The sequence below is a fragment of the Stenotrophomonas sp. S4 genome (assembly GCF_054187805.2).
Window position 1 is genome coordinate 4,205,820 of record NZ_CM196188.1, and the last position, 24,675, is coordinate 4,230,494.

24 protein-coding genes and 1 riboswitch are annotated in these 24,675 nt (G+C 68.1%); of the genes, 13 read left to right on the plus strand and 11 right to left on the minus strand.

Annotation, left to right across the window (positions count from 1 at the left end; translation table 11 throughout):
* Window positions 1-30 precede the first annotated feature (30 nt).
* Window positions 31-543 (minus strand): peptide deformylase, encoded by a 513-nt coding sequence (gene def / locus ACUZUJ_RS19560; protein WP_008267110.1) that lies wholly within the window; start codon window positions 541-543, stop codon window positions 31-33.
* A gap of 126 nt (window positions 544-669) precedes the next feature.
* Here def and ACUZUJ_RS19565 point away from each other — a divergent pair, with 126 nt between their 5' ends.
* The 9 genes from ACUZUJ_RS19565 (at window position 670) to ACUZUJ_RS19605 (ending at window position 10,226) form a co-directional block, all read left to right on the plus strand.
* Entirely contained in the window at window positions 670-1,800 is a 1,131-nt protein-coding gene (locus ACUZUJ_RS19565; RefSeq protein ID WP_014038635.1) for a LysM peptidoglycan-binding domain-containing protein, read from the plus strand.
* 130 nt (window positions 1,801-1,930) lie between these two features.
* Entirely contained in the window at window positions 1,931-3,058 is a 1,128-nt protein-coding gene (gene dprA / locus ACUZUJ_RS19570; RefSeq protein WP_510468055.1) for a DNA-processing protein DprA, read from the plus strand.
* A gap of 43 nt (window positions 3,059-3,101) precedes the next feature.
* Window positions 3,102-3,575: a DUF494 family protein gene (locus ACUZUJ_RS19575; protein ID WP_005419622.1), complete on the plus strand. Its 474-nt coding sequence runs from the start codon at window positions 3,102-3,104 to the stop codon at window positions 3,573-3,575.
* A 39-nt stretch (window positions 3,576-3,614) separates the two neighbouring features.
* A complete protein-coding gene (locus ACUZUJ_RS19580; RefSeq protein WP_119006817.1) occupies window positions 3,615-4,379 on the plus strand; it encodes a pilin in 765 nt (254 codons plus the stop codon).
* Window positions 4,380-4,428: 49 nt separating this feature from the next.
* Window positions 4,429-5,358 (plus strand): RDD family protein, encoded by a 930-nt coding sequence (locus ACUZUJ_RS19585; RefSeq protein ID WP_014038638.1) that lies wholly within the window; start codon window positions 4,429-4,431, stop codon window positions 5,356-5,358.
* Window positions 5,359-5,551: 193 nt separating this feature from the next.
* Window positions 5,552-8,038, plus strand: a complete 2,487-nt coding sequence (locus ACUZUJ_RS19590) for a DNA topoisomerase I (protein WP_510468056.1) — start codon at window positions 5,552-5,554, stop codon at window positions 8,036-8,038.
* A gap of 110 nt (window positions 8,039-8,148) precedes the next feature.
* Window positions 8,149-8,739, plus strand: coding sequence for an L-threonylcarbamoyladenylate synthase type 1 TsaC (gene tsaC / locus ACUZUJ_RS19595; protein ID WP_080347457.1), 591 nt, complete (start codon window positions 8,149-8,151; stop codon window positions 8,737-8,739).
* 43 nt (window positions 8,740-8,782) lie between these two features.
* On the plus strand, window positions 8,783-9,472 hold the full coding sequence (locus ACUZUJ_RS19600; RefSeq protein WP_049443278.1) for a hypothetical protein: 690 nt from the start codon (window positions 8,783-8,785) through the stop codon (window positions 9,470-9,472).
* Between the two features lie 34 nt (window positions 9,473-9,506).
* Window positions 9,507-10,226: a hypothetical protein gene (locus ACUZUJ_RS19605; protein ID WP_049443325.1), complete on the plus strand. Its 720-nt coding sequence runs from the start codon at window positions 9,507-9,509 to the stop codon at window positions 10,224-10,226.
* A gap of 92 nt (window positions 10,227-10,318) precedes the next feature.
* Here the strand turns inward: ACUZUJ_RS19605 and ACUZUJ_RS19610 are convergent, their stop codons facing one another.
* On the minus strand, window positions 10,319-11,095 hold the full coding sequence (locus ACUZUJ_RS19610; RefSeq protein ID WP_014038643.1) for an SDR family oxidoreductase: 777 nt from the start codon (window positions 11,093-11,095) through the stop codon (window positions 10,319-10,321).
* Window positions 11,096-11,207: 112 nt separating this feature from the next.
* Here ACUZUJ_RS19610 and ACUZUJ_RS19615 point away from each other — a divergent pair, with 112 nt between their 5' ends.
* A complete protein-coding gene (locus tag ACUZUJ_RS19615; protein WP_014038644.1) occupies window positions 11,208-11,420 on the plus strand; it encodes a hypothetical protein in 213 nt (70 codons plus the stop codon).
* Window positions 11,421-11,518: 98 nt separating this feature from the next.
* On the opposite strand, the gene sppA is transcribed toward ACUZUJ_RS19615, so the two are convergent.
* The 4 genes from sppA to ACUZUJ_RS19635 form a co-directional block, all read right to left on the minus strand.
* On the minus strand, window positions 11,519-13,441 hold the full coding sequence (gene sppA, locus ACUZUJ_RS19620; protein WP_032958263.1) for a signal peptide peptidase SppA: 1,923 nt from the start codon (window positions 13,439-13,441) through the stop codon (window positions 11,519-11,521).
* 115 nt (window positions 13,442-13,556) lie between these two features.
* A complete protein-coding gene (locus ACUZUJ_RS19625; RefSeq protein ID WP_014038646.1) occupies window positions 13,557-14,921 on the minus strand; it encodes an MATE family efflux transporter in 1,365 nt (454 codons plus the stop codon).
* A 206-nt stretch (window positions 14,922-15,127) separates the two neighbouring features.
* Window positions 15,128-15,709 carry a DUF3106 domain-containing protein gene (locus ACUZUJ_RS19630; protein WP_049443277.1) on the minus strand — a complete coding sequence of 194 codons (582 nt, stop codon included), beginning with the start codon at window positions 15,707-15,709 and terminating at the stop codon, window positions 15,128-15,130.
* A complete protein-coding gene (locus ACUZUJ_RS19635) occupies window positions 15,702-16,706 on the minus strand; it encodes a hypothetical protein (RefSeq protein WP_458220585.1) in 1,005 nt (334 codons plus the stop codon). The genes ACUZUJ_RS19630 and ACUZUJ_RS19635 overlap by 8 nt, the downstream gene beginning before the upstream one ends.
* 412 nt (window positions 16,707-17,118) lie before the next feature.
* Here ACUZUJ_RS19635 and ACUZUJ_RS19640 point away from each other — a divergent pair, with 412 nt between their 5' ends.
* Window positions 17,119-19,296 carry a primosomal protein N' gene (locus ACUZUJ_RS19640; protein WP_101766151.1) on the plus strand — a complete coding sequence of 726 codons (2,178 nt, stop codon included), beginning with the start codon at window positions 17,119-17,121 and terminating at the stop codon, window positions 19,294-19,296.
* Window positions 19,297-19,393: 97 nt separating this feature from the next.
* Here the strand turns inward: ACUZUJ_RS19640 and ACUZUJ_RS19645 are convergent, their stop codons facing one another.
* Window positions 19,394-20,014: a glutathione S-transferase family protein gene (locus ACUZUJ_RS19645; RefSeq protein WP_014038651.1), complete on the minus strand. Its 621-nt coding sequence runs from the start codon at window positions 20,012-20,014 to the stop codon at window positions 19,394-19,396.
* 112 nt (window positions 20,015-20,126) lie between these two features.
* The gene (locus tag ACUZUJ_RS19650; RefSeq protein ID WP_014648580.1) at window positions 20,127-20,906 is read right to left on the minus strand and encodes an NYN domain-containing protein; all 780 of its coding nucleotides are present in this window, start codon (window positions 20,904-20,906) and stop codon (window positions 20,127-20,129) included.
* A gap of 123 nt (window positions 20,907-21,029) precedes the next feature.
* On the opposite strand from ACUZUJ_RS19650, the gene ACUZUJ_RS19655 reads away from it, so the two are divergent.
* Entirely contained in the window at window positions 21,030-22,310 is a 1,281-nt protein-coding gene (locus ACUZUJ_RS19655) for an NAD(P)/FAD-dependent oxidoreductase (RefSeq protein WP_458220586.1), read from the plus strand.
* Window positions 22,311-22,413: 103 nt separating this feature from the next.
* Here ACUZUJ_RS19655 and ACUZUJ_RS19660 read toward each other — a convergent pair whose 3' ends face one another.
* The 3 genes from ACUZUJ_RS19660 to ACUZUJ_RS19670 form a co-directional block, all read right to left on the minus strand.
* Window positions 22,414-22,869 carry a hypothetical protein gene (locus ACUZUJ_RS19660; RefSeq protein WP_101766155.1) on the minus strand — a complete coding sequence of 152 codons (456 nt, stop codon included), beginning with the start codon at window positions 22,867-22,869 and terminating at the stop codon, window positions 22,414-22,416.
* Between the two features lie 5 nt (window positions 22,870-22,874).
* Complete coding sequence (locus ACUZUJ_RS19665) at window positions 22,875-23,306, minus strand: nuclear transport factor 2 family protein (protein ID WP_075676067.1); 432 nt, start codon at window positions 23,304-23,306, stop codon at window positions 22,875-22,877.
* Between the two features lie 121 nt (window positions 23,307-23,427).
* The gene (locus ACUZUJ_RS19670) at window positions 23,428-23,703 is read right to left on the minus strand and encodes a GIY-YIG nuclease family protein (protein ID WP_049443272.1); all 276 of its coding nucleotides are present in this window, start codon (window positions 23,701-23,703) and stop codon (window positions 23,428-23,430) included.
* A gap of 143 nt (window positions 23,704-23,846) precedes the next feature.
* A riboswitch (glycine riboswitch) is annotated at window positions 23,847-23,950 on the plus strand.
* Window positions 23,951-24,034: 84 nt separating this feature from the next.
* Between ACUZUJ_RS19670 and ACUZUJ_RS19675 the strand changes: the two genes are divergently transcribed.
* Window positions 24,035-24,652 carry a trimeric intracellular cation channel family protein gene (locus ACUZUJ_RS19675; RefSeq protein WP_005411215.1) on the plus strand — a complete coding sequence of 206 codons (618 nt, stop codon included), beginning with the start codon at window positions 24,035-24,037 and terminating at the stop codon, window positions 24,650-24,652.
* The last annotated feature ends 23 nt before the right edge of the window (window positions 24,653-24,675 follow it).

The window sequence follows — 24,675 nt, forward strand, 5'->3', positions numbered from 1 at the left end:
GGCCACCCGAAGGGCGGCCCGGATTGGCGATCACGCCACGTGCTTGCGCTGCTTGGCCAGCTTCTTGCGGACCATCTCGCGCTTGAGCGGCGACAGATAGTCGATGAACAGCTTGCCGTCCAGGTGGTCCATCTCGTGCTGGATGCAGGTGGCCAGCACTTCGCCGGCCTCCAGCTGCTGCTCCTGGCCGTTGCGGTCCAGGTACTTCACGGTGATGGTATCGGCGCGGGTCACGTCGGCGAAGATGCCCGGGACCGACAGGCAGCCCTCCTGGTACACCCGCCCCCCGTCCTTGGCGACGATTTCCGGGTTGATGAACACATGCGGTTCATTCTTCTCTTCGCTGACATCGATGACCATGAAGCGCTTGTGCACGTCCACCTGGGTGGCGGCCAGGCCGATGCCCGGGGCGTCGTACATGGTCAGGAACATGTTGTCGATCAGTTCCTGGAAGGCCGGCGTGGTGACTTCGGCGGCTTCGATCAACGCAGCCTTGGTACGCAGGCGCGGATCGGGGAACTCGAGAATGGGGAGAAGGGCCATGGCTGTTTCCGGATAGGGGGCCGGCACGCCGGCATACGTCGCAGATTCTAGCTCCAACGCTTGCCTTGCGCCCCGGTTTCTGGACTATAGTGCGCGGACCTGTTGGGGAATCAGGGCTTCACACCTATGTTGCTTCGTTTTCGTACGGTCGTCGCCGCGGCGATGCTGACCGTGGCTGCCTATGCTACCGCCGTGGAAGTGAATGGCGGGCACCCGGACACCTATGTGGTCCGAAAAGGGGATACGTTGTGGGATATCGCCGCACGTTTCCTGCAGAAGCCTTGGCTGTGGCCGGAGATCTGGCAAGCCAATCCGCAGATCGCCAACCCGCACCTGATCTATCCAGGTGACGTGCTGAGCCTGGCCTACCTGGACCGGGTGACCGTGTCCCAGGCCGGTCCGCGCCAGGAGGCCCCGATCGACGCCATTCCGCTGGCCCAGGTCGAGCCGTTCCTGAAGCAGCTGAGCGTTGTCGACAGCGTCAAGCAGCTGCCCTACGTGGTCGGCCTGGAGGACAGCCGCCTGCGCGTGTCCGGCGGCGACACCGTCTACGTGCGCCTGGCTGATGCCCAGGTGGGCCAGCGCTGGGCCGTGGTACGCCCGACCGTGCGTTACGCCCAGCCCAAGCCGACCGAGGACCTTACCGCCAATGGCGACGTCACCCCGGGCAGCGGCAACCTGTGGAAGGCCTACAACGCGCCCAACGCCCGCCGTGGCGTGCTCGGCTACGAGCTGGCCCAGGTCGCCACCGGCACCATCACCCAGATCGCCGGCGGCAAGGTCGAGGCCTCCACGCTGGTGCTGGACAAGAACGTCGGCGGCCGCGAAGTGCGCGCCGGCGACCGCCTGGTGCCGGTCGAAGCCAGGCCGTACGACCTGCAGTTCGTGCCCCACGTGCCCGCCGCGGGTGTCGAGGGCGTGGACGTGCGCGTGCTGGCCGTCACCGACATGTTCACCGCCGGTGGTCCGCGCGACGTGATCGCGATCTCGGCCGGCCGCGCCCAGGGCGTGGACAACGGCACCGTGTTCTCGCTGTGGCGCCCGGGCCGCCATGTGGCGCACCGCATGAAGTATCCGACCTCCTCGCGCATGGACGACTCGCTCAGCACCGGCGCGGGCCGGGTCTCGCTGCCGGACGAATACGCCGCGCATGCGATGGTGTTCCGCACCTTCGACAACGTCAGCTACGCGCTGGTGATGCAGGGCGTGAAGCCGGTGCGGGTGGGCTACAACGCGCTGCACCCGGATGCGAAGTAACGGTTGCCGGGCTGCCCCGGCCACCGCAGGGAGTGCCGGCCGCGGACCGGCAGGCACCTCCGGCAAAACCTGACAGCCACACGCGAAGGCGCCCTAGGGCGCCTTTGTTGCGTGCGGCCGATAGTGGGGGATGACCACGCATGCATATGAGGCGCTGCTGCGCCTGCTGATGGCGGGAGGCGCACTGGCGCCCCGACGGGCCCTGCTGCAGGCCGCGGGCGATGCGGAAGCCGCCATCGCGCAAGGCACTGCGACCTGGCGCGCGCACGGTTGCACGCCGGAGCAGTGCGCCGCGCTGGACCGCCCCGATACCCGGGCCTGGACAGCCGCCCGGCGCTGGCTGGAACAGGACAACCATCACCTGCTGCCCTGCACCGATCCGGCCTTTCCGCCATCACTGCTGGAGGTACCCAATCCGCCGCTGGCCCTGTTCGTGGCCGGCGACCCCAGCCTGGCCTGGCGCCCCTCGGTGGCGCTGGTCGGCAGCCGCTCACCCACCCCGGGCGGGCGCGCACTGGCCGCACGTTTTGCCGGCTGCTTCGTCGAGGCGGGCCTGGCGGTGACCAGTGGCCTGGCCGCAGGCATCGATGCGGCCGCGCACCAGGCCACGCTGGAGGCCGGCGGCTGCACCGTGGCGGTGATCGGCACCGGCCCTGACCGGGCCTATCCGGACAGCCACGCCCGGCTGCAGGCGCGGATCGCCGCCGAAGGCGTGGTGCTCAGCGAGTACCTGCCGGGCACGGCTGCCCGCCCCGGCCACTTCCCCGCGCGCAACCGGCTGGTGGCCGGGCTGGCGCTGGCCACGGTGGTGGTCGAGGCCGCCCAGCGCTCGGGCGCGCTGATCACCGCGCGCCTGGCCGCCGAGGCGGGCCGCGAGGTCTGTGCCCTGCCCGGGTCGGTGCTCAACCCACGTGCGGCCGGCTGCCACCGCCTGATCCGTGAGGGCGCGGCGCTGGTCGAGCGTCCCGAGGAGGTCCTGGAACTGCTCGCCCCCGCCCTTCGCCAGCAACTGCCGGGCTTGCAATCGCGGTTGGCCACCCCCACTGAACAGGCACCGCCGGCGCTCCTGCCGGCGCGCTGGGCCGACAACCCTGACTACCAGTGCTTGTGGCGGGCCCTGGACCACAACCCAAGCGGTATGGATTCACTGATCACGCGCTGTGGATTGACGGCGTCACAGGTGTCCTCCATGCTGCTGGCCATGGAACTGGCGGGAATCGTGGTGTGCGTACACGGCCGCTACTGTCGAACTCCCTAGTTTCTTCACCTCCACAGCGTCGCGCGACGCAGGCCGAGGGGCAATGAAAGAGAGCATCCTGGACGTACTGCTGTACCTGTTTGAACACTATTTCAGCGAAGATGCGGACCTGATCCGTGACCGCGATTCGCTCCAGAACGGCCTGATCCAGGCCGGTTTCAGCCCCACCGAGATCAACAAGGCGTTCGACTGGCTCGATGCCCTGGCTGCGCAGCGGCCGAGCGTGGCCCAGGCGCGGGTCGATGGCCCCGTGCGCATCTACCATGGCCCCGAGCTGGACAAGCTGGACGTGGAATGCCGCGGCTTCCTGCTGTACCTGGAACAGCACGGCATCCTCGACGCCGATCAGCGCGAGCTGGTGCTGGACCGGGCGATGGCCCTGGACCAGGACGAACTGGACCTGGACGACCTGAAGTGGGTCGTGCTGATGGTGCTGTTCAACCAGCCCGGCTCCGAAGCGGCCTATGCCTGGATGGAGACGCAGATGTTCATGGACGAGCCAGAACCCCTGCACTGACCGTACACTTGGGGGCATAGCGCATTCAGGAGCGTCCCCGTGAGCGAGTGGTTCCACGCAGAAGGCAACCGGCAGCAAGGCCCGCTGCCGGCGGAACAGTTGGTCGAGTTGTTCCGCAACAACCAGATCTCCCTGGACACCCTGGTCTGGCGCGACGGCCTGCCGCAATGGCAGCCGTTGCGCAGCGTCGTCGACGAGCTGGGCCTGATCGTGCCGGCACTGGACGTCGCCGCGCCGGCCGTGGAACCCGAGCCGGAACCCGAACCGGAACCGGTGGCGCCGCCTCCGCCGCAGCCACCGGTGCTGCCACCGTCCACGCCCTATGCCACGCAGACCCCGGCCGGGGTGCTACCGCCCCCGAAAAAGAAGCTCTCCGGTTGCGCCCTGACCGCGATCATCGGCGGCGGCCTGCTGCTGGTGCTGGTGCCGATCGTGGCCATCCTCGCGGCGATCGCCCTGCCCGCGTACAACGACTACACCGTGCGTGCCAAGGTCGCCACCGCGGTCAATGCCCTGCAGCCGCTGAAACAGCAGGTGCAGCACTTCGCCGACGACGAAGGCCGCTGCCCCGGTGCCAACGATGCCGGTTTCCCGGCCCCGGGTGATTTCACCCAGGCCGGCCTGTCGGCGGTGAACATCGGCCGCTTCAACAACGGCCACTGTGGCATCGAAGCAACGCTGGCCGTGCCTGGCAAGAGCCTCGATGGCGACCTGCTGTGGCTGGAATATGATCGCGACAGCGGCCGCTGGGAATGCAGCGGTGAAAGCGACGACAAGTACCTGCCGCCGTCGTGCCGCGGCTGAGCCACGCGCACGGCAGCACCTCCAAGGACGATCCAACAGGGAACATGCAATGACTGAGTGGTACTACGCCGAAGGACAGCAACGCCAGGGCCCGCTGCCGGTCCAGGAAATCCGCCAGCGCTTCCAGCGCGGCGAACTGAACCTGGACACCCTGGTCTGGCGCGAAGGCATGGCCCAGTGGGCTGCACTGCGCCAGGTGGTCGATGAGCTTGGCCTGCAGACGCTGGCCGACGCCAGCACGGCCACCGCCAGTGGCGGCTTCGACCTGCGCAGCGACTACGCCGCCATCGACAACGGCACCGCACCGCTGCCTGGCACGGGTGCGCTCAGCAGCTCGCCCTACAGCGCGCCGGCCGCTGCCGGTGCCGGTGGCCCGCAGCCGGTGATCGGCGGCGAGGTGGTCTATGCCGGCTTCTGGAAGCGCGTAGCGGCGTACATGATCGACTACTTCGTGCTGGCCATTCCGGGCGGCATCATCGGCGCCATCATCGGCGTGGTGCTTGGCGCCAGCATGGGCGCGGTGGGCAGTGGCGAGACCTCCATCGAAATCGTCGCGCAGGTGGCCAGCGCGCTGATCAACATGGCCATCGGCGTTGCCTACTACACCTGGTTCCATTCCTCGCAGGGTGGCGCCACGCTGGGCAAGATGGCGGTCGGCATCAAGGTCGTGCGCAGCAACGGTGACCGCCTGACCAAGGGCCGCGCCTTCGGTCGCTACTGGGCCATGCTGCTGAGCAGCTTCACCCTCGGCATCGGCTTCCTGATGGCCGCCTTCACCGAGCGCAAGCAGGGCCTGCACGACATGATCTGCGACACCCTGGTGGTCGATCGCTGGGCCTACACCGACCAGCCGCACCTGCAGCGCCATGAGCTGGGTACGGTCACCATCGTGATCCTGGTGCTGACCGGCCTGCTGTCGCTGGCGGGCCTGGTGCTGCTGGTGGCCGCGGTCGGCTTCATCGCCAAGATGGCCTCATGAACGGCCATCCTCACGTCTGGCTGCTTGACACGGGCTGGCCGGGCGTGATTCCTCTAATAAGGTGAAACCTGAACGCCCGGCACACTACCGGGCGTTCAGCGTATTGATTTGTCCGTGGCCGCTTCACTAATGCGGCCGTTTGCTCCACCCTAGCGGCCCCTCCCCTGCGGCTCGCCCCACAGACACTGCTGCCATGCCCAAGCACCTGCTCATCGTCGAATCGCCGGCCAAGGCCAAGACGATCAACAAATACCTCGGCAAGGACTACACCGTCCTGGCCTCGTATGGGCATGTGCGTGACCTGATTCCGAAGGAAGGCGCGGTCGACCCGGACAACGGGTTCGCCATGCACTACGACGTGATCGACAAGAACGAAAAGCATGTCGACGCGATCGCCAAGGCCGCCAAGGGCGCCGACGACATCCTGCTGGCAACCGACCCGGATCGCGAGGGTGAAGCGATCAGCTGGCATATCGCCGAGATCCTGAAGGAACGCGGGCTGGTCAAGGACAAGCCGATGCAGCGCGTGGTGTTCACCGAGATCACCCCGCGCGCCATCAAGGAAGCGATCAGCCAGCCGCGCGCGATCGCCAGCGACCTGGTCGATGCCCAGCAGGCGCGCCGCGCGCTGGACTACCTGGTCGGCTTCAACCTGTCGCCGGTGCTGTGGCGCAAGGTCCAGCGCGGCCTGTCCGCCGGCCGCGTGCAGAGCCCGGCGCTGCGCATGATCGTCGAGCGCGAGGAAGAGATCGAAGCCTTCATCGCCCGCGAGTACTGGTCGATCGCCGCCGAGTGCGCACACCCGTCGCAGCACTTCAACGCCAAGCTGATCAAGCTGGACGGGCAGAAGTTCGAACAGTTCACCATCACCGACGGCGACACCGCCGAGGCCGCCCGCCTGCGCATCCAGCAGGCCGCGCAGGGCTCGCTGCATGTCACCGACGTGGCCAGCAAGGAGCGCAAGCGCCGCCCGGCACCGCCGTTCACCACCTCCACCCTGCAGCAGGAAGCCTCGCGCAAGCTCGGCTTCACCACCCGCAAGACCATGCAGGTGGCGCAGAAGCTGTACGAAGGCGTGGCGATCGGTGACGAAGGCACCGTCGGCCTGATCTCGTACATGCGTACCGACTCGGTGAACCTGTCGCAGGACGCGCTGGCCGAAATCCGCGACGTGATCGCCCGTGATTACGGCATCGCCTCGCTGCCTGACCAGCCGAACACCTACCAGACCAAGTCGAAGAACGCCCAGGAAGCGCACGAAGCGGTGCGCCCGACCTCGGCCCTGCGCACCCCGGCCCAGGTGGCGCGCTTCCTGACCGAAGACGAGCGCCGCCTGTACGAACTGATCTGGAAGCGCGCAGTCGCCTGCCAGATGATTCCGGCCACGCTCAACACGGTCAGCGTCGACCTGTCGGCTGGCAGCGAGCACGTGTTCCGTGCCAGCGGCACCACCGTGGTGGTGCCCGGCTTCCTCGCCGTATACGAGGAAGGCAAGGACAACAAGAGCGCCGAAGACGAAGACGAAGGCCGCAAGCTGCCGGCGATGAAGCCTGGCGACCGCGTGCCGCTGGAACGCATCCAGGCCGAGCAGCATTTCACCCAGCCGCCGCCGCGCTACACCGAAGCGGCGCTGGTGAAGGCGCTGGAAGAGTACGGCATCGGCCGTCCCTCGACCTACGCCTCGATCATCCAGACCCTGCTGTTCCGCAAGTACGTGGAAATGGAAGGCCGCAGCTTCCGTCCGTCCGACGTCGGCCGCGCGGTGTCCAAGTTCCTGTCCAGCCACTTCACCCGGTACGTGGACTACGACTTCACCGCCAAGCTCGAAGACGAGCTCGACGCCGTCTCGCGTGGCGAAGAAGAGTGGATCCCGCTGATGGCCCGCTTCTGGGAGCCGTTCAAGGAGCTGGTGGAAGACAAGAAGGAATCGGTGGACCGTGCCGAGGCCAGTGGCGCGCGCGAGCTCGGCACCGACCCGAAGACCGGCAAGCCGGTCAGCGTGCGGCTGGGCCGCTTCGGGCCTTACGCCGCCATCGGCAGCACCGCCGAGGACGCCGAGGAGAAGCCGAAGTTCGCCTCGCTGCGCCCCGGCCAGTCGATGCACACCATCTCGCTGGAAGACGCGCTGGAACTGTTCCTGATGCCACGCGCGCTGGGCGAGGACAACGGCGAGCCGGTCAGCGTCGGCATCGGCCGCTTCGGCCCGTTCGCCAAGCGCGGCAGCACCTATGCCTCGCTGAAGAAGGAAGACAACCCGTACACCATCGACCTGGCCCGCGCCGTGTTCCTGATCGAAGAGAAGGAAGAGATCGCGCGCAACCGGATCATCAAGGAGTTCGAGGGCAGCGACATCCAGGTGCTGAACGGCCGCTTCGGCCCGTACATCAGCGACGGCAGGATGAACGGCAAGATCCCCAAGGATCGTGAGCCGGCCTCGCTGACCCTGGCCGAAGTGCAGCAGCTGATGGAAGAAACCGGCAAGCCGGTGCGCAAGGGCTTCGGCGCCAAGAAGGCCGCTGCGAAGAAGGCACCGGCCAAGAAGGCGGCGGTGAAGAAGGAAGCCGCGCCGAAGAAGGCCGCCGCAAAGAAAGCGCCTGCCAAGAAGGCCCCGGCCAAGAAAGCAGTAAAGAAGGCGGCCGCAAAGAAGGCCCCGGCGAAGAAGGCCGCTGCCAAGAAGTAGATCCACGCCATGCGTGGATGAGGGTCAAGGTGTGCGGACCAACGGTCCGCACCTACGGTCCGCACCTACCGTCCGCACCCACCACCCCTTCTGCACGCGGCAGGGGGATAATGAAGGCCCACGTCGGGCCGGTCGCCGCCATGAAAGAACTCACCCTGGACTCTGCTGTCGCCACGCTCCGCGCCGGCGGCGTGATCGCCTATCCGACCGAAGCGGTCTGGGGCCTGGGCTGCGATCCGTCGCATGAGGCGGCGGTGCACATGGTGCTGCGGCTGAAGCAGCGCCCGATCGAGAAGGGCATGATCCTGGTCGCCGCCGAACTGTCGCAGCTGGAGGGCTGGGTGCGCCTGCAGGCGCTGCCCGACGCCCGCCAGCGTGCGGTTCTGGCCAGCTGGCCGGGCGCCAACACCTGGATCCTGCCGGCCGGTCCGCGCGCCCAACCGTGGGTCACCGGTGAACACAGCGGCATCGCCGTACGCATCAGCGCCCACCCACTGGTCGCCGCCCTGTGCCGCGCCTGGGGTGGCCCCCTGGTCTCCACCAGCGCCAACCTGGCCGGTGAACCACCGGCACGCAGCCGTGCCGAGCTGGATCCGCGCCTGTTGCGCCTGCTCGATGGCATCCTTGATGGCGAGACCGGCGGCCTGGCCCAGCCAACCCCGATCCGCGACGCGCTCAGCGGCAACGTGCTGCGCTCCTGAACCGACGATTGCACTGCCGCGTACAATCGCGCACCCTGCCGCCATGAACCTGCTGCGCACCGCCCTGGGCCTGTGCCTGTTGCTGCCATGGACCGCACCGGCCGCCGAGGACGTGCGCGTGTACCGCTGTGTCGCCAGCAACGGCGCCGTGGCCCTGCAGGACAAGCCATGCAGCAGTGGTCGGCAGGAAGTGCGTGACCTGCAGCGCCCGCGCGACCCGGCACCACGGGTGGTGCGCAGCGACGCGACAGCCGCGCCGCCGGATGAGGCGCCGGTGATGCGTGATCGCGAGGTCCGTCACGTCTACATCCAGCCGCCGCAGCCGTTGTACGAGTGCGTGAGCGACGACGGTCGTCGCTACACCAGCGACAACAACGAGGGCAATCCGCGCTGGGTACCGTTGTGGACCAGCGTCTGGCTTCCGCACGGGCACCACGGCCCGGTCCATCCCGGCCCACGCCCGGCCTTCGGCACGCCGGTCGGCACCCCCATCGGTGAAGGAACCGGCTACCGGCCGCCCGCGGTGGGTGTCGGTGTGCAGGTCCCGGCCGGCAGCGTGCTGGTCCGCGACAGCTGTCATGCCCTGCCGCCGCAGGAAGTCTGTGCGCGCCTGCGTGACCGCCGCTGGGAACTCGATCGTCGCTACAACAGTGCGCTGCAGAGCGAGCGCACTGCCATCAGCAACGAACAGCGTGGCATCGACGCACGACTGTCGCGGGACTGCGAACGCTGAGCGCAGCGCCTGCCGTGGCATGTACGCTGTGCACATGAAGAACCTGATCTGGCTGGCCATGGGCCTGTTCGCCGGCAACGCAGTGGCCGACGACGGGGTGATCTACCGCTGTACTTCCAGCAGCAGCGATGTGCCCACCCTGCAACGTACGCCCTGCCCTGCCGGCAGCAAGCAGCAGGTGGTGCGGATTCCGGCGGCCACCAGTGCGCCACCTGCGCCGGCCACACCAGCCCCGGTGCCGCCGCCACCCGAACCGGCGACGGCGGGTACATCGCCCGCTTCGGCGCCCAGCCCCCGCCGCCCCGGCGAAGGACGCACGATCATGGAAGCCGGCATGGTCGAACGCGAAGGCGGCGATCTGATACTCGACAGTGCATCGCTGCCACGCCAGGCCGATGCCGCGCCGGACAGCAATGCGCCGCCGAAACCGCCGCTGCCACCGATCTTCCAGTGCACCGACAGCCAGGGCGGGGGCTATCTGCACGAATACGAAGCTGCTCCCGGCCGCTGCGAACTGATGACCGTGCAGGGTCTGGGCGGCGCCACCCCGGTCAACGCCGCCGGCTGCGAAGTGGTGCGCGACCGCTGCGAGGAACTGCCGGAGGCGCAGCGCTGCAGCAGCTGGCAGCAACGCTTCCGCGACGCGCGCGGCCGTGAACGGTTCGCCTCGCCGGAAAACCGCGACAACGCCCGTGGGGAACGCGAACGGCTGCAGGGCGTGCTGGAGGCCAGCAACTGCCCGGTACCGGGGTGACAGCCACCGGTAGTGCCGGCCGCTGGCCGGCAACTGCAATCATCTGAAGATCCTGTGGTTGCCGGCCAGCGGCCGGCACTACCACCGCATGATCAGAAGCCGTAACGCAGGAAACCGCCATCCACTGCGATGCATTCGCCGGTGACATAGCTGGCCGCCGGCAGGCACAGGAAGCCCACGGCCGCGGCCACTTCCTCCGGCTCGCCGATGCGGCGCATCGGCGTGCGGTTGATCACTTCTTCGTAGTAGTCCGGGTCCGACAATGGACCGGACGTGCGCCGCGTGCGGATGTACCAGGGCGCCACCGCGTTGACCCGGATGCCATCCTCGGCCCACTCGACGGCCAGGTTGCGGGTCATCTGGTGCATCGCGGCCTTGGTCATGCCGTAGACCACACCACTGCGTACGTGGGTCAGCCCGGACACGCTGCCGACATTGACGATCGACGACGACGCGTGCCGGGCCAGCAGCGGATGCGCGTAGCGCGACAGCTCGAAGGCCGAGAACAGGTTGGTCTCGAAGATCTTGCGCCACTCGTCCTCGGAATACTCCGTGGCCGCCTTGGTGACGTTGCCACCGGCATTGTTGACCAGGATGTGCAGGCCATCACTGTGGTCTTCCACCCAGTCCAGGATCTGGCGGCGGTCCTCGTCATCGGAGACGTCGGCGGCCAGCGCATGCACCTGGTGCTGCGGATACACATCCAGCAGTTCGTCGCGCGCGGTCTCCAGCATGTCGATATCGCGGCCGACGATCATCAGATCGGCGCCGAGCCCCGCCAGTTCATGCGCGATGGCCAGGCCGATGCCGGCGCTGGCGCCGGTGATCAGGGCCGTCTGGCCGTCCAGGCGCCACCGTTGCTGGGTCATGTGTCCTCCGGGGCCGTGCCCACTGCATTTCAATGCCGCAAGGATACGCGCTCACGGCGGCGCTCGGCCGGGGATGCGACACTTGCCCATACGCCCACCGCGGAGAGCTGCCATGCGCATCCTGATCCTGTCCACGTCGCTGCTGGCCAGCCTGCTGCTGGCGGCCTGCCAGCGTCCGCCGACGCCGAACCCGGAGAAGCCACCGGTGCCACGAGCGATGTCGCGTGCGATCAACGAACCGCTGGACCGCGCCAAGGACGTGCAGAAAACCGTCGATGATGCCGCCGCGCGTGAGCGCAAGGCCGAGGCCGACGCGACGCAATGACCGGTGGGGTCAGAGCCCTTTGCGCTGCAAAGGGATCCGGCCCCATGAACGAAAACGCCCGGCCTGAGCCGGGCGTTTTCATTCGATACCGTTGCCGGTCAGAACCCGCAGAAGCAGTACGCCAGCGCCTTCACCGGTGCGCCATTGCCCTTCTCGCGGGCCGCGTTCTCGACGAAGCGCAGCTGCGTATCCACTTCCGGCATCGTGCGCGCCAGCATCATCCGCGCCATGCCCGAATCGGACAGCATCCAGGCACCGGCGCGACTGCCGGCGAAACCGCTGACGAACTGCGCGAACGGCGTGGCTGCCTTCTCGATGTAGCGCACGCGATAGGCATCGGCCTTGCCCAGCTTGGCGCGGCTGGCCGCATCGGCCACCGCATCCTTCAGGCCACCGAAGGCATCGACCAGGCCGCGTTCCTTGGCCTGTGCACCGCTCCACACGCGGCCGCGGGCCACCTCGTCCACGGCCTCGACCGGCTTCTTGCGGGCGTCGGCGACGCGACCGGTGAAGTCGGCGTAGCCCTTGTTGATCACCGTCTGGATGACCTGGCCCACGGCCGGGTCCATCGGGCGGGTGACGTCGAAGGCACCGGCAAAACGGGTGGTGCCGACGCCGTCGGTGTGCACGCCGATCTTGTCCAGCGCGCGGCTGAAGTTCGGCACCATGCCGAAGATGCCGATCGAACCGGTGATGGTCGACGGATCGGCATAGATGCGATCGGCATTCATGCTGATCCAGTAGCCACCGGAGGCGGCCAGGTCACCCATCGACACCACCACCGGCTTGCCGGCGGCCTGCAGCGCCACCACTTCGCGGCGGATCTGCTCGGAGGCGAACACTTCACCGCCCGGCGAATCCACGCGCAGCACCACCGACTTCACGTTGTCGTCGTCGCGCGCGGCGCGCAGCAGCGCCGAGGTCGACTCGCCACCGATGCGACCGGCCGGCAGGTCACCGCCACTGATTTCGCCGGCGGCCACCACCACGGCCACCTGCGGACGCGAGTCCACCGGGTTGCGGCGCGCGTCGAGCAGGGCCAGGTAGCGGCCGAAGTCGACGTTGCGGAAACCGCCATCGGCATCCTCGTCGGCCACGCCGCGCTCGATCATCAGATCCTCGAATTCCTCGCGGGTCTTCAGCGCGGTCACCAGCTTCTGCTGCAGGGCGAACTTGGCCAGGTCGCCACCGGCGGCAGCGATGCCTTCCGGCAGCGTGTCGATGCCGGCGGCCAGCTGTGCCGGATCCAGGCGGCGGGCCTTGGCGATGTCGCCCAGGTAGCGCTGCCACACATCGTTCATCCAGAACAGGTCGGCTTCCTTGGAGGCCGGCGACGCAGCATCGAGCACGTACGGCTCGGCCGCGGACTTGTACTCGCCCACCTTGAACAGGTGCACGTCCACGCCCAGCTTGTCCTGCAGGCCGGTGCGGAAGTACTGGCGGTAGCGGCCCAGGCCTTCGAGCACGACCGAACCCATCGGGTCCAGGTACACCTCGTCGGCCTGCGCGGCCAGCAGGTACTGCGACTGGCCCATGCTCTCGCTGTAGGCCACCAGCTGCTTGCCGGAGGCGCGCAGGTCCTGCAGTGCGGCGGCCACTTCACGCAGCGAGGCGAAGCCGGACGGCTGCAGCTTGTCCAGCTCCAGCACCACGCGTTCGATCTTCTTGTCTTCCTTGGCCGACTCGATCACCCGCAGCAGGTCGCGCAGCTGGATCTCTTCGGCACCGTTGTCACCCACCGCCTTGGCCAGCGCGCGGCTGACCGGATCGGCACTGAACTGCTCGACCAGGCGGCCTTCCGGCGCGATCACGAGCGTCGTGCGGTCCTGTAGCGACTTGCTGGCACCGGCGCCCATGCCGGCAGCGATGACGAACATCACCAGCAGCAGGAACAGCAGGCCGAAGAACACCAGGTTGAGGATCAACCGGCGGGTGAAGTTCATGACGTCCCACAGCCCGATGAAGAAGCTGGCGACGGGATTGCGACGCGCCGGGGGCAGCGGGGGCACGGGTTGATTCATGGAACGCTCCGGATGGCTTCTTGCCGTGGTACCAGCATAGCCGGTGCCGCGTGATGCGGCATCGGACACAAGTCAGGGGATCGCCCGCCATGGGTCGGCAGGGCGGGCAGGACGATCAGGACAACATCGACTGGCCGATGCGCAGGCTGCTGCGGCGCAGGCGCCAGCCCATCAGGATGGCAGCGGCGGTCAGGCCGACGATCAGGCCGATCCACATGCCCTGCGGGCCCATGCCCAGCCCCAGGCCGAGCCCGGCGCCGAGCGGCATGCCCAGGCCCCAGTACGCGAACATGGCGATGAACATCGGCACGCGGGTGTCCTTCAGGCCACGCAGCGCGCCGGCCGACAACACCTGGATGCCGTCCGGGAACTGGAAGGTGGCCGCGTACAGCAGCAGGGTCGAGGCCAGCCCGGCCACCGCCAGGTCGTTGGTGTACACACCGACGATGGCATCGTGGCCGAACAGCAGCACCGCCGCCGACAACGTCTGCGTGCCCATGATGATCGCGTAGCCGGCCCAGGCCGCGCGCCGCACGCCGAAGCCGTCACCACGGCCGACCGCATGGCCGACGCGGACGGTGGTGGCCTCGGCCACGCCCATCGGGATCATGAAGCACAGCTGGGCGACATTGATCGCGATCTGGTGCGCGGCCGCTTCATTGGCACCGAGGCGGCCGATCAGCAGCGCGGTGACGATGAACAGGCCGCCTTCCATCAGCACGGTGATGCCGATCGGCAGGCCGGTGCGCAGCAGCTCCCAGATCGCCTTCCAGCGCGGTCCTTCGAAGTGCGAGAACAGCTGCAGGTGGGCGAAGCGCTTGGTGAACCACAGGTAGGTGGCGAAGGCGATCGCCTGCAGCCACATCATCACCGCCGAGGCGATGCCCAGGCCTTCGGCGCCCATTTCCGGGAAGCCGAGCTTGCCGTTGGCCAGCACATAGCCCATCGGTGCCAGCACCAGCAGGCCACCGAAGCCGAGCAGCATGGTCGGCAGCGTCCAGTGCATGCCCTCGCTGAGATAGCGCATGCAGAAATACAGGGTCAGCGCAGGTCCGCCCCAGCGCACCGCATGCAGGAACGCGGTGGCCCCCGGCACGATGTCCGGCGCAATGCCGAATGCCGGCAGCAGCGGTGGCACCACGGTGAGGAAGGTGAACATGATCAGCCCCAGCCCCAGCGCCAGCCACAGTGCCTGGCGGAACAGCGGGCCGATCTCGCGCTCGCGGCCGGCGCCATGCAGCTGCGACACCGAGGCGGTGAGCGAGATCAGGGTGCCGATCGGAATCAGCATCGGCAGCCACAGCAGCGCCGTACCGATGGTGACGGCGGCCAGCGTGGCCGTGGCGTGGTGGCCGGCAATCACGTTGTCGACGAAGGAGATCAGACCGGTGGACACATGACCCAGCACGAGCGGCAGGGCGAGCAGACCGGTGGCGCCGACTTCCTTGCTGAAGCGCGGCGTGGAGGTTGCAGTAGACATAAGGTGCTTGACGCGAACTGCGGTTGCGCGCGAAGGGCACAGGCACCGGGTTGCGGGCGCCCATCTTACGCGGGCGGCGCGTGCATTCCCATGACATGGCGTGAATGCTGGGTTTCAGCCGCCCCACACAAAAAGGGGACGGAGGGGATTAAGTCGCATCCGGCACTAGCGGGCCTGAAACGACTTAATCCCCTCCGTCCCCTTTTTTACTGGCCGGCCTGGCGCTTGAGCCAGCTGTCGCGCTCGGCGGCGGGCACGGCGAGGAAGGCGCTGCGCACGGTGTCGCGTTCCTGCGGTGGCGTGCGCTGCGCGACCAGGGTCAGCTGGGCCAGCTGCGCCGGGCTGAGCTGGCGCAGTACGGCCAGCGCGGTCTCGCGCTGTTCCGGGGGCACGAAGCCGAACAAGCCATGCAGCTTGGGGAATTCCAGGCCCAGTTGCGGGCCCAGCCGCCACCCGTCGCGGAACGCCTGGTCCTGGTCGCGGAACTGTTGGCGCAGGCGCTGCTGCTGGTCCGCAGGCAGCGCATTGAATCGCGCAGCTGCCTGGCGGATGCGCTCGCGCTCTCCTTCCGGCAACGCGCGCCACGCGGCGTAGTCGGCGCGGCGTTGGCGCTGCTGCTGCGCATCGAGCTGGGCGAAGGCAGCGGGTGCTGCCGTCGTCGATGCCGGCGAAGCCACCGGCGTGGCCGGCGACGACGGTGGCGGCAACGGCACGTTCAACGATTGCGGTGCCGCAGACAGCGACAACGGCAGGGCCAGCAACAGGCTGGCGAACCAGGACTTATTCATCGGCAGCAGCGGTTTCCAGCGTGGCGCTGGCCGGCTCCGGCCGGCTCGGCTTGGATTGCGATTCGTCTACCGGCAGCGGACCGCCCGCGGCAGTCCACGCGTACAGGTCGGCATCGGCCACCAGCGGGTAGTCGCGGTCGGCCAGCATCGTGGCGTCGTCCGTGGCCTGGGCCGTGGTCGCATCCGGCGTGGCGTTGACCTTGCTTGGTGGCAGGGCTTCCACCGTCACCGGACCGGCTTCGCCCACCACACCCTCCGGCAGCGGTGCATCACTGCCGAAGGAATGCCCCTGCCAGTAGCGCCAGCCCAGCGCAGCGGCCAGCAGTACCGCCACGGTCACCAGCAGGATCAGCGGACCGCGCCAGCGCGGTTTGGCATTCGCACGACGGCGCTTGCCGTTGGCGGCCGCACGCTCGTCCCGCTGCGGTGCGCGCCAGCTGGAAGACGGGGCTTCATTGTGGGCGGTAGGTGCAGCCGGCTGCTGCAACTGCTGCAGGCGCGCGGCCGGCAGCTCACGGATGCGCGCCTGCACCTGTTCGGCCAGCTGGCGCCAGGCCGAGGCATCCGGCTGGCCGTGGGCATCACGCGGGCAGGCGTCGGCCAGCAGGTGCTGGTAGCCGGCCTCGTCCTGGTCGAGCACGCGCATGGCGATGCCCTCATCCAGGCTGCCGCCCACCCGCAGCAGCAGCGCCAGGCGCGGCAGCGGTGGCATCGCGCCCAGCGCGGCCAACGGCGGCCCCCACTGCCCGCCCGCCGGCTCGCGCAACGCCTGGCGCTGGCCCAGCAGGGTCCAGAAGCGGGTCGGCCACTGCGCCATCGGCAGGTCGCTGGCGACGGCGGCAAAGGCGCGCATCACCGCCACCAGGGTCTGCTCGGCGCGCGCGGCATCGCCGCACTGCAGTTCAGCGACCACCAGGGCACGGCGCTCGACGCCACGCAGGAACGCCGACAGCGCGCCGGCCGCGGTCGAGGAAACAGGGGCGGGCACAGCCGTCATCGGTCACTCCAAAGGTCTGCCGGCATGATAGCGGCAGGCCATCGACGCCCGTAGGACTTGCGCCCACAGGCACTTCGTGCTGCAGGTTGTGCACAGCACCACGCCCCCGCAGCGGAAAACTGGGGCATCCAGCTGAATTCACTCTGTTTCAGCATTGTTTCACACTTAAGTTGTTGATTTTGAATGTTTTTACTATGTGGCGATTTTTTGACCAACCCAAGCGTGAGGCCGTCGCCATCGGCCTTCTGCGTTTCCGCTGACCGTTAACGCACAACGTTATCCACAGAACATGTGGATAAGACTGAATCTCCAATGGACACCGATATTTAGGTGACATTTATGATTCAACGGGCGCCGCCCGGCCGCTCCCTCTTCTGCCATTCGCGCGCGCATGGCCCGTTACACTGGCCCGATGCTTTCACCGATTCCGACCCTGCAGGTCGCCCTGCCCGTCCCCCTGCCCCGCCTGTTCGACTACCTGTCGCCTGAGGGTGATGGCCCGGCGGTCGCGGTCGGCTGCCGCCTGAAGGTGCCATTCGGCAACCGGGAGCTGGTCGGTGTGGTGGTCGGTCACGGCCAGATCGACGACGGCCAGGGACTGCGCCAGGCCCTGGCCTGGTGCGACCCGCAGCCGCTGCTGCAGGGTGAGCTGTGGCAGAGCCTGCAATGGCTGGCGCGCTACACCCACGCCCCCCTGGGCGAGGTGCTGAGCACCGCCCTTCCCGGCCCGCTGCGCCATGGCGAGCCCCTGCCGGACACCCACCACTGGGGCTGGCAGCTGACCCCGGAAGGCCGCGATCAGCGCGACAGGCTGCGCGCCGGCAGCCGCCCGCGGCAACTGGCCGAACTGCTGGCCGAGGCCATCGTGGATGAGGACGTGCTGGGCGAACGCATGGAGGACTGGCGCACCGCCGCCCGCAGCCTGGCCAAGCGCGGGCTGGCCGAGCGCGTTGCGCTGAGCGTGGCTCCCCAGCACGCGCAGCCACTGCCCGGCCCCACGCTCAACCCGGACCAGGCCGAGGCCGTGGCCGCGATCAATGCCGCCGACGGCTTCCAGCCGTTCCTGCTGGATGGCGTGACCGGCAGCGGCAAGACCGAGGTCTATCTGCAGGCGATCATCCATTGCCTGGCACAGGGCAAGCAGGCGCTGGTGCTGGTGCCGGAAATCGGCCTGACCCCGCAGACCCTGGCACGCTTCCGCGGCCGCCTCGGCATCGCCGTGCATGCGCTGCATTCGGGGTTGAACGACAACGAGCGCGCGCGCGTCTGGGCAGCGGCCTCACGCGGCGAAGCACGCGTCATCGTCGGCACCCGCTCGGCAGTGTTCACGCCGCTGCCCCAGGCCGGCCTGCTGATCGTCGACGAGGAACACGACGGCAGCTACAAGCAGCAGGACGGCATCCGTTACCACGCGCGCGATTTCGCCCTGGTCCGGGCCAAGTCGCTGGGCATTCCGGTTCTGCTGGGCAGTGCCACGCCCTCGCTGGAAACCCTGCACAACGCCTACGCCGGGCGTTACACCCACCTGCGCCTGAAACAGCGCGCCGGCGATGCGCGGCCACCGCGCGTGCGCATCCTGGACGTACGCAAGCGCCCGCTGCATGACGGTCTCTCCGCCGATGTGCTGGCCGGCATCGGCGAGCACCTGCAGCGCGGCCAGCAGGTACTGGTCTTCAAGAACCGCCGCGGCTATGCGCCGGTGCTGCTTTGCCACGACTGCGGCTGGACCGCGCCATGCCAGCGCTGCGATGCGCCGATGACGGTGCATGGTGGCGGTCGTCGCCTGCAGTGCCACCACTGCGGTGCGCGGCAACCGGCGCCGCTCGCGTGCCCGGCCTGCGGCAGCCTGGCGCTGCAGCCGCAGGGCATCGGCACCGAACGCCTGGAAGAACACCTCACCGCCGCCTTCGCCGACTTCCCCGTGGTACGCATCGACCGCGGCACCACCTCACGGCGCGACGCGCTGGAACAGCAGCTGGCGAAACTGGGCGACCAGCCCGGCATCCTGGTCGGCACGCAGATCCTGGCCAAGGGCCACGACCTGCCCAAGCTGACGCTGGTGGTGGTGGTCGGCATCGACGAAGGTCTGTTCTCCGCCGACTTCCGCGCCAGCGAGAAACTGGCCCAGCAGCTGATCCAGGTGGCCGGTCGCGCCGGACGTGCACGTGACCCCGGCGAGGTCTGGCTGCAGACTCATCACCCCGGGCACCCGCTGCTGGAAACCCTGGTGAGCGGTGGCTACCAGCCGTTCGCGCAGGCCGAGTTGAACCAGCGCCAGGCGGCCGGATTCCCGCCGTTCGCGCATCTGGCGCTGATGCGCGCCGAAGCGCAGCAGGTGGAGCATGCCAACGCGTTCCTGCTGGCCGCTCGGCAGTTGCTGGGCGAGCAGAACGTGGTCGAAGCCTACGGCCCGATGCCGGCACCGATGCCACGGCGTGCTGGCTACCAGCGCACGCAGCTGCTGCTGTCGGCCATGCAGCGGCCGCCGCTGCATGGTGTGCTTTCGCAGTTGGTGCCGCAGCTGTATGCACTGCCGGAAGCACGCAAGGTGCGCTGGTCGCTGGATGTGGATCCGACGGATCTGTATTGAGGGGTCGGAGCCCACCCGCTGGGTGGGATCCGACCCCGATGGCCAGGGGGTCGGATCCCTTTTCGCAGAAAAGGGCTCTGACCCCGAACGCCACCGCTTACGTCAGCGGCGACATCACGCCGCGCTGGTAGGCCGGCCGCTCCCGCAGCCGCGCATACCAGTCAGCCAGATGCGGCAGCTCCGGGCGCTGGATCGGCAGTTCGAACCAGGCGTAGATCAGCGAGCCCAGTGGAATGTCACCCATCGCGAATTTCTCGCCCGACAGCCATGGCTGTTTCGCCAGGGTGGCATCGGCCATTGCCAGGTAGTCACCGGCGCGGACGATGGCGGCGCTGATGCGCGCTTCGTCGCGGTCGGCCGGCGCGGTGCGCATGATGCCCCAGACCAGGTCGCTGTACAGCGGCGCCATCCGCGACGTGCTCCAGTCCATCCACTTCTCGGCCTGGGCGCGTTCCATCGGATCTTCGGCGTACAGGGTACCCAGCGCGTAGCGCGCACTGAGGTAGCGCACGATGGCATTCGATTCCCACAGCGGCAGGCCGTGGTCTTCGATCACCGGCACCAGGCTGTTGGGATTCATCGCCTGGTACTCCGGCGTCTGCGTACCACCATGGCTGCCGCCGACCTCGATGGACTCATACGGCAGGCCGATCTCCTCGGCGCACCACAGTACCTTGCGGACGTTGCTGGAATTGCGGCGGCCCCAGATCTTCAACATGCGGGTTTTCCTTGCTGGCAATGCGAGCGGCAACGATACGCCTGATCGGAGTGGAGATGTGCGTGCCGGATGCGGGACCAGGCATCTGGGGCTTGCCGGCCAGCGGCCGGCACTACCTGTTCTTCTTTGGCAGCGCGCGCACGTAGGACGACTTGCCGTCCTTCTTCAGCTCGAACAGCCCGATTGCTGCCAGCAGATCACTGAGCTTGCCGTAGCCGTAGTTGCGCGGATCGAACGAGGCCTGGTTGCCGATCTGGCTGCCGACCGGCCCCAGGTGCGACCAGCCATCCTCGCCCTCGGCGGAGGACACCGCACGGCGCAACATCTTCACCAGCCGGGTGTCGCTGCGCATCTCCGCACCGCTCTTGCGCGGGCGTGCATCATCATTAGCGACGGGCTCGTTCGACGCCTGTTCGCTCGATGCCTGCTCCGCATCCGGCACGCTGGCATGGGTCTGGCCCAACGCTTCCAGATAGGTGAACTTCGAGCACGCGTTGACGAACGGTTCGGGCGTCTTCTTTTCGCCGAAGCCATACACCTTCACGCCATCGGTCAGCAGGCGCATCACCATCGGGGTGAAATCGGCATCGCTGGACACGATGGCGAACCCATCAAGGTTGCGCGCGTACAGCAGGTCCATGGCATCGATCACCATCGCCATGTCGGAGGCATTCTTGCCCTTGCTGTAGGCGAACTGCTGGATCGGGCGGATCGCGTATTCGTGCAGCACCGCTTCCCAGCCCTTCAGCCGCGGGCTCTTCCAGTTGCCATAGGCGCGGCGCACGTTGGCCACGCCGTAGCGGGCGACTTCGGCCAGGACCTCGTCGATCTTCGAGGCCGGCGCATTGTCGGCGTCGATCAACAGGGCGATGCGCTTTTCCGGTTCGCTCATGGATTCCTCGCGGGCGGTTGCCTGAACCCGAGTATCGCCGATCCACGCGGGCGCTGACGTGACAGGTGGCCGCCGTGCGAAGATGCCAGGCGCTTCCCCCAATGCCCCCACTGGAGTGAGTCGATGAGTCGCGAGCGCGTTCCCCACCTGGTCGTTGTCGGCGGCGGTTTTGCCGGCCTCTGGGCCACCCGTGCCCTGGCCCGCGAGCGCATACGCATCACCCTGGTCGACCGCCGCAACCATCACCTGTTCCAGCCACTGCTGTACCAGGTGGCCACTGCCGGCCTGTCCGCGCCGGACATCGCCGCGCCGCTGCGCCACATCCTCGGCCACCAGCGCAACGTGGAAGTACGCCTGGGCGAAGTGACCGCCATCGACAAGCAGGCCCGGCAGATCCGCATGGCCGATGGCAGCACGCTGGACTACGACAGCCTGCTGCTGGCCACCGGCGCCACCCACGCCTACTTCGGCAACGACCAGTGGGCCGATGATGCGCCCGGCCTGAAGACGCTGGACGATGCCATCGCGCTGCGCCGCAAGCTGCTGCTGGCATTCGAGCGCGCCGAGGCCGAACCGGACCCGGCGAAGAAGGCGGCATGGCTGAGCTTCGCGGTGGTCGGCGGCGGTCCCACCGGCGTCGAACTGGCCGGCACCCTGGCCGAGATCGCGCGGCATACGCTGCGCAACGAATTCCGCCACATCGACCCGGCCAGCGCCAAGGTGCGGCTGGTCGAGGCCGGCCCGCGCGTGCTGTCCTCGTTCCCGGAAGTGCTTTCGCTGAAGGCGCGCCGGCAGCTTGAAAAGCTGGGCGTGGAAGTGCTGACCGGTACCCCGGTGAGCGACATCGACAGCCAGGGCTTCAAGCTCGGTGACCAGTTCGTGCCGGCACGCACCGTGGTCTGGGCCGCCGGCGTGGCTGCTTCGCCGCTGGCGCGCACGCTGGACGTGCCGCTGGACCGCGCCGGCCGCGTGCAGGTGCAACCGGACCTGACCCTGCCCGACCACCCGGAGCTGTTCGTGGCCGGCGATCTGGCCGCACTGAACCAGGCCAACGGCAAGCCGGTGCCCGGCGTGGCGCCTGCCGCCAAGCAGATGGGCAAGTACGTGGCCGAGGTGATCCGCGCGCGGCTGCATGCCAAGGCGGCACCGGGGCCGTTCAAGTACGCCGACTACGGCAACCTGGCCACCATCGGCCGCATGGCCGCGATCGTGCACCTGGGCCGGCTGCAGCTGTCGGGCATCCTGGCCTGGTGGTTCTGGCTGGCCGCGCACGTGTTCTTCCTGATCGGCTTCCGCAACCGCATCGTGGTGCTGCTGAACTGGGCGGTCGCGTACTGGAGTTACCAGCGCAGCGCGCGCATCATCTTCGGTGATGACCAGGATGACCGGCGGCCGAAGCGCTAGGGCCGAAGACGGACACGGGTTCTCTGCCTGGGAGTAGATCCACGCCATGCGTGGATGAATGTCTGTGCAGGACGCATCGAGCTCAGCCACGCATGGCGTGGCTCTACTGCCTCATCGGGCCACCTGGCACCCGCCGTTTCGACCAGGTGCGGCAGAAGTCCTCCTTCCTTGCGGTATCGGCAATCTGCGCGGTACTCCAATGCCGGGTGATCCAGATCGTCAACGCGGTGCTGCTCAGATGCCAGCGCAGCATGCCGTGCCGAGGCTGTCGCCACAGATGGCGTCGGGCAATCCAGAAGGCCTCCCGCTCCACTTCCGGCACCTTCTTCTGCATCACGTCCTTGTCGAAGAACTGCGCGGCGAAGCGCCAGGGGTTCATCGGCTGGTATCCCGCCCGTGGTTCACTACTGCACGCAGCCACACCACTGGGCGCGCGGTCCGCCGGCTTCGGCCGGCCTTCCACCAGCGCCAGTCCGAGCAGGTACAGCAGGCCAGGCAGCAGCGCGATACCGGCGACCACTACGACGACGGAGATCAATGCCTTGCCAGCAGCGCGCATCGCGCTCACTTCGCCTTTGGTTTTGGATACCACAGTGCGTTGACGATGACCCAGCGCTGGTCGAAGCGCCCCATGTGGAAGTAGTCGACGAACCACGGGGTTTCCAGCCGCACCGAGGCCGCGTTGCCGGTCACGTCCAGCACCGTGCAGCGGCGGTCCCATTGATCCTTCGGCGTCTTCAACGCGCCCTGCTTCGTCAGCGAGACCAGCTCTTCCTTCGACATCCGGCGCAGGCCCAGGCGTTCATCGGGTGTATCGCCGAGGACCGCGCGCTTGGCCAGATCCGGATGCAGGGAGCGGGCGACGCGCTGCGGGTCGGCCTCCAGCTGGCCGTCGACGTAATCGTGGCAGGTAGCTTCGATGGCCGCGATGGTGGCCGGGTCTGCGGCGGGACTTGTTGATGCGGAGAGAGCGAACAGCAGGGCGATCGTGGACATCCGGGTCTCCAGGGCTGGGCGCGGGGCGATCATCGCATGGGCCGGGCAGCCCATCCACGCATGGCGTGGCTCTACTGGGACCGGCGATGTCGGCAGGCCGGAGCCGAGCGTGGGCGTGGATCTACAGAAGCGTCTCGGCTGGTGCCTGCAGCCAGGCCAGCTTGCGTTCGCGCGGCTGCTGCTTGAGTTGCCACTCGGCGCGTGAGGCGGCGGCCCGGTCCGGGTACTCGCGCACGGCCAGCACGCGCAGCGGTGGCCGTGCCCGGGTGTAGCGCGCGCCCTTGCCGGCCTGGTGGGCGGCGAAACGCGCCTCCACATCGGTGCTGATGCCGGCGTAATAGCTGCCATCGCGGCATTCGAGCAGGTACAGGAACCACGGGCGGAGGGACGGGGCCATGCCCGGATTATGCCGTGCTGCACTGCAGCGGATATACTGGCGCCCGAATGCAGGAGAGAGGCGCCGCGCTGGCGCCCGCCGAAGGCGCAGGCTCCCATGATCGCTCAGGCCGGTGGGGTGGAATCCCACCAACCATGCATTCGACTCGCCGAGCTGGAGAGAGGTCACCGGGCACGCCCGGGACGATCCGCCGAAGGGGCACGCGGCCCACGCCGCTGAACTCTCAGGCAAAAGGACAGCGGGAGCGGCACCGGTCATCGTCATCCCGTCATTGCGCAGGCAGTGGCGGTATACGCGCATGGCCGGCCCCACCGCGCCCGGAGCCTGCCCCATGCTGCTGTCCATCATCTACCTGATCGCCATTTCCGCCGAAGCCATGACCGGCGCGCTGTCCGCCGGCCGCCGCCGCATGGACCTGTTCGGCGTGGTCATGATCGCCTGCGTCACCGCCCTCGGCGGCGGCTCGCTGCGCGACATCCTGCTCGGCCATTACCCGCTGGGCTGGGTGAAGCATCCCGAGTACCTGGGCTTCACCGTATGCGCGGCGCTGATCGCCACCTGGGTCGCACGCTGGATGCACCACTTCCGCCGCACCTTCCTGGTGCTCGATGGCCTGGGCCTGATCGCCTTCACCCTGATCGGCTGCTCGATCGCGCGCGAGGCCGGCCATGCGATGCCGATCGTGCTGATCGCCGGCATGCTGACCGGCGCGTTCGGCGGCGTGCTGCGCGACATCCTCTGCAACGAGGTGCCGCTGATCTTCCAGAAGGAGCTGTACGCGATCATCGCGCTGCTGACCGGCGCGGCCTATCTGTTGCTGCTGCATTGGGGCGTGGCCGATGCCACTGCGATCCTGTGCTGCCTGGGCGGCGGCTTCGCGCTGCGCCTGCTGGCGATCCACTACCGCTGGGAAATGCCGAAGTTCGTGTACCACGACGAAGTGCATTGAGGTTCGCGTTCGCCGAGCATGGG

Excerpts from the sequence above, each read along its gene's own strand:
- ACUZUJ_RS19590 (WP_510468056.1), top strand. The coding sequence starts at position 5,552 with ATGCCCAAGCACCTGCTCATCGTCGAATCGCCGGCCAAGGCCAAGACG.
- ACUZUJ_RS19600 (WP_049443278.1), top strand. The coding sequence starts at position 8,783 with ATGAACCTGCTGCGCACCGCCCTGGGCCTGTGCCTGTTGCTGCCATGG.
- dprA (WP_510468055.1), top strand. The coding sequence starts at position 1,931 with ATGACCACGCATGCATATGAGGCGCTGCTGCGCCTGCTGATGGCGGGA.
- ACUZUJ_RS19670 (WP_049443272.1), bottom strand. The coding sequence starts at position 23,703 with ATGGCCCCGTCCCTCCGCCCGTGGTTCCTGTACCTGCTCGAATGCCGC.
- ACUZUJ_RS19635 (WP_458220585.1), bottom strand. The coding sequence starts at position 16,706 with ATGACGGCTGTGCCCGCCCCTGTTTCCTCGACCGCGGCCGGCGCGCTG.
- ACUZUJ_RS19645 (WP_014038651.1), bottom strand. The coding sequence starts at position 20,014 with ATGTTGAAGATCTGGGGCCGCCGCAATTCCAGCAACGTCCGCAAGGTA.
- ACUZUJ_RS19675 (WP_005411215.1), top strand. The coding sequence starts at position 24,035 with ATGCTGCTGTCCATCATCTACCTGATCGCCATTTCCGCCGAAGCCATG.
- def (WP_008267110.1), bottom strand. The coding sequence starts at position 543 with ATGGCCCTTCTCCCCATTCTCGAGTTCCCCGATCCGCGCCTGCGTACC.
- ACUZUJ_RS19625 (WP_014038646.1), bottom strand. The coding sequence starts at position 14,921 with ATGTCTACTGCAACCTCCACGCCGCGCTTCAGCAAGGAAGTCGGCGCC.
- ACUZUJ_RS19640 (WP_101766151.1), top strand. The coding sequence starts at position 17,119 with ATGCTTTCACCGATTCCGACCCTGCAGGTCGCCCTGCCCGTCCCCCTG.
- ACUZUJ_RS19565 (WP_014038635.1), top strand. The coding sequence starts at position 670 with ATGTTGCTTCGTTTTCGTACGGTCGTCGCCGCGGCGATGCTGACCGTG.
- ACUZUJ_RS19615 (WP_014038644.1), top strand. The coding sequence starts at position 11,208 with ATGCGCATCCTGATCCTGTCCACGTCGCTGCTGGCCAGCCTGCTGCTG.
- sppA (WP_032958263.1), bottom strand. The coding sequence starts at position 13,441 with ATGAATCAACCCGTGCCCCCGCTGCCCCCGGCGCGTCGCAATCCCGTC.
- ACUZUJ_RS19630 (WP_049443277.1), bottom strand. The coding sequence starts at position 15,709 with ATGAATAAGTCCTGGTTCGCCAGCCTGTTGCTGGCCCTGCCGTTGTCG.
- ACUZUJ_RS19655 (WP_458220586.1), top strand. The coding sequence starts at position 21,030 with ATGAGTCGCGAGCGCGTTCCCCACCTGGTCGTTGTCGGCGGCGGTTTT.
- ACUZUJ_RS19585 (WP_014038638.1), top strand. The coding sequence starts at position 4,429 with ATGACTGAGTGGTACTACGCCGAAGGACAGCAACGCCAGGGCCCGCTG.
- ACUZUJ_RS19650 (WP_014648580.1), bottom strand. The coding sequence starts at position 20,906 with ATGAGCGAACCGGAAAAGCGCATCGCCCTGTTGATCGACGCCGACAAT.
- tsaC (WP_080347457.1), top strand. The coding sequence starts at position 8,149 with ATGAAGGCCCACGTCGGGCCGGTCGCCGCCATGAAAGAACTCACCCTG.
- ACUZUJ_RS19610 (WP_014038643.1), bottom strand. The coding sequence starts at position 11,095 with ATGACCCAGCAACGGTGGCGCCTGGACGGCCAGACGGCCCTGATCACC.
- ACUZUJ_RS19575 (WP_005419622.1), top strand. The coding sequence starts at position 3,102 with ATGAAAGAGAGCATCCTGGACGTACTGCTGTACCTGTTTGAACACTAT.
- ACUZUJ_RS19660 (WP_101766155.1), bottom strand. The coding sequence starts at position 22,869 with ATGCGCGCTGCTGGCAAGGCATTGATCTCCGTCGTCGTAGTGGTCGCC.
- ACUZUJ_RS19665 (WP_075676067.1), bottom strand. The coding sequence starts at position 23,306 with ATGTCCACGATCGCCCTGCTGTTCGCTCTCTCCGCATCAACAAGTCCC.
- ACUZUJ_RS19605 (WP_049443325.1), top strand. The coding sequence starts at position 9,507 with ATGAAGAACCTGATCTGGCTGGCCATGGGCCTGTTCGCCGGCAACGCA.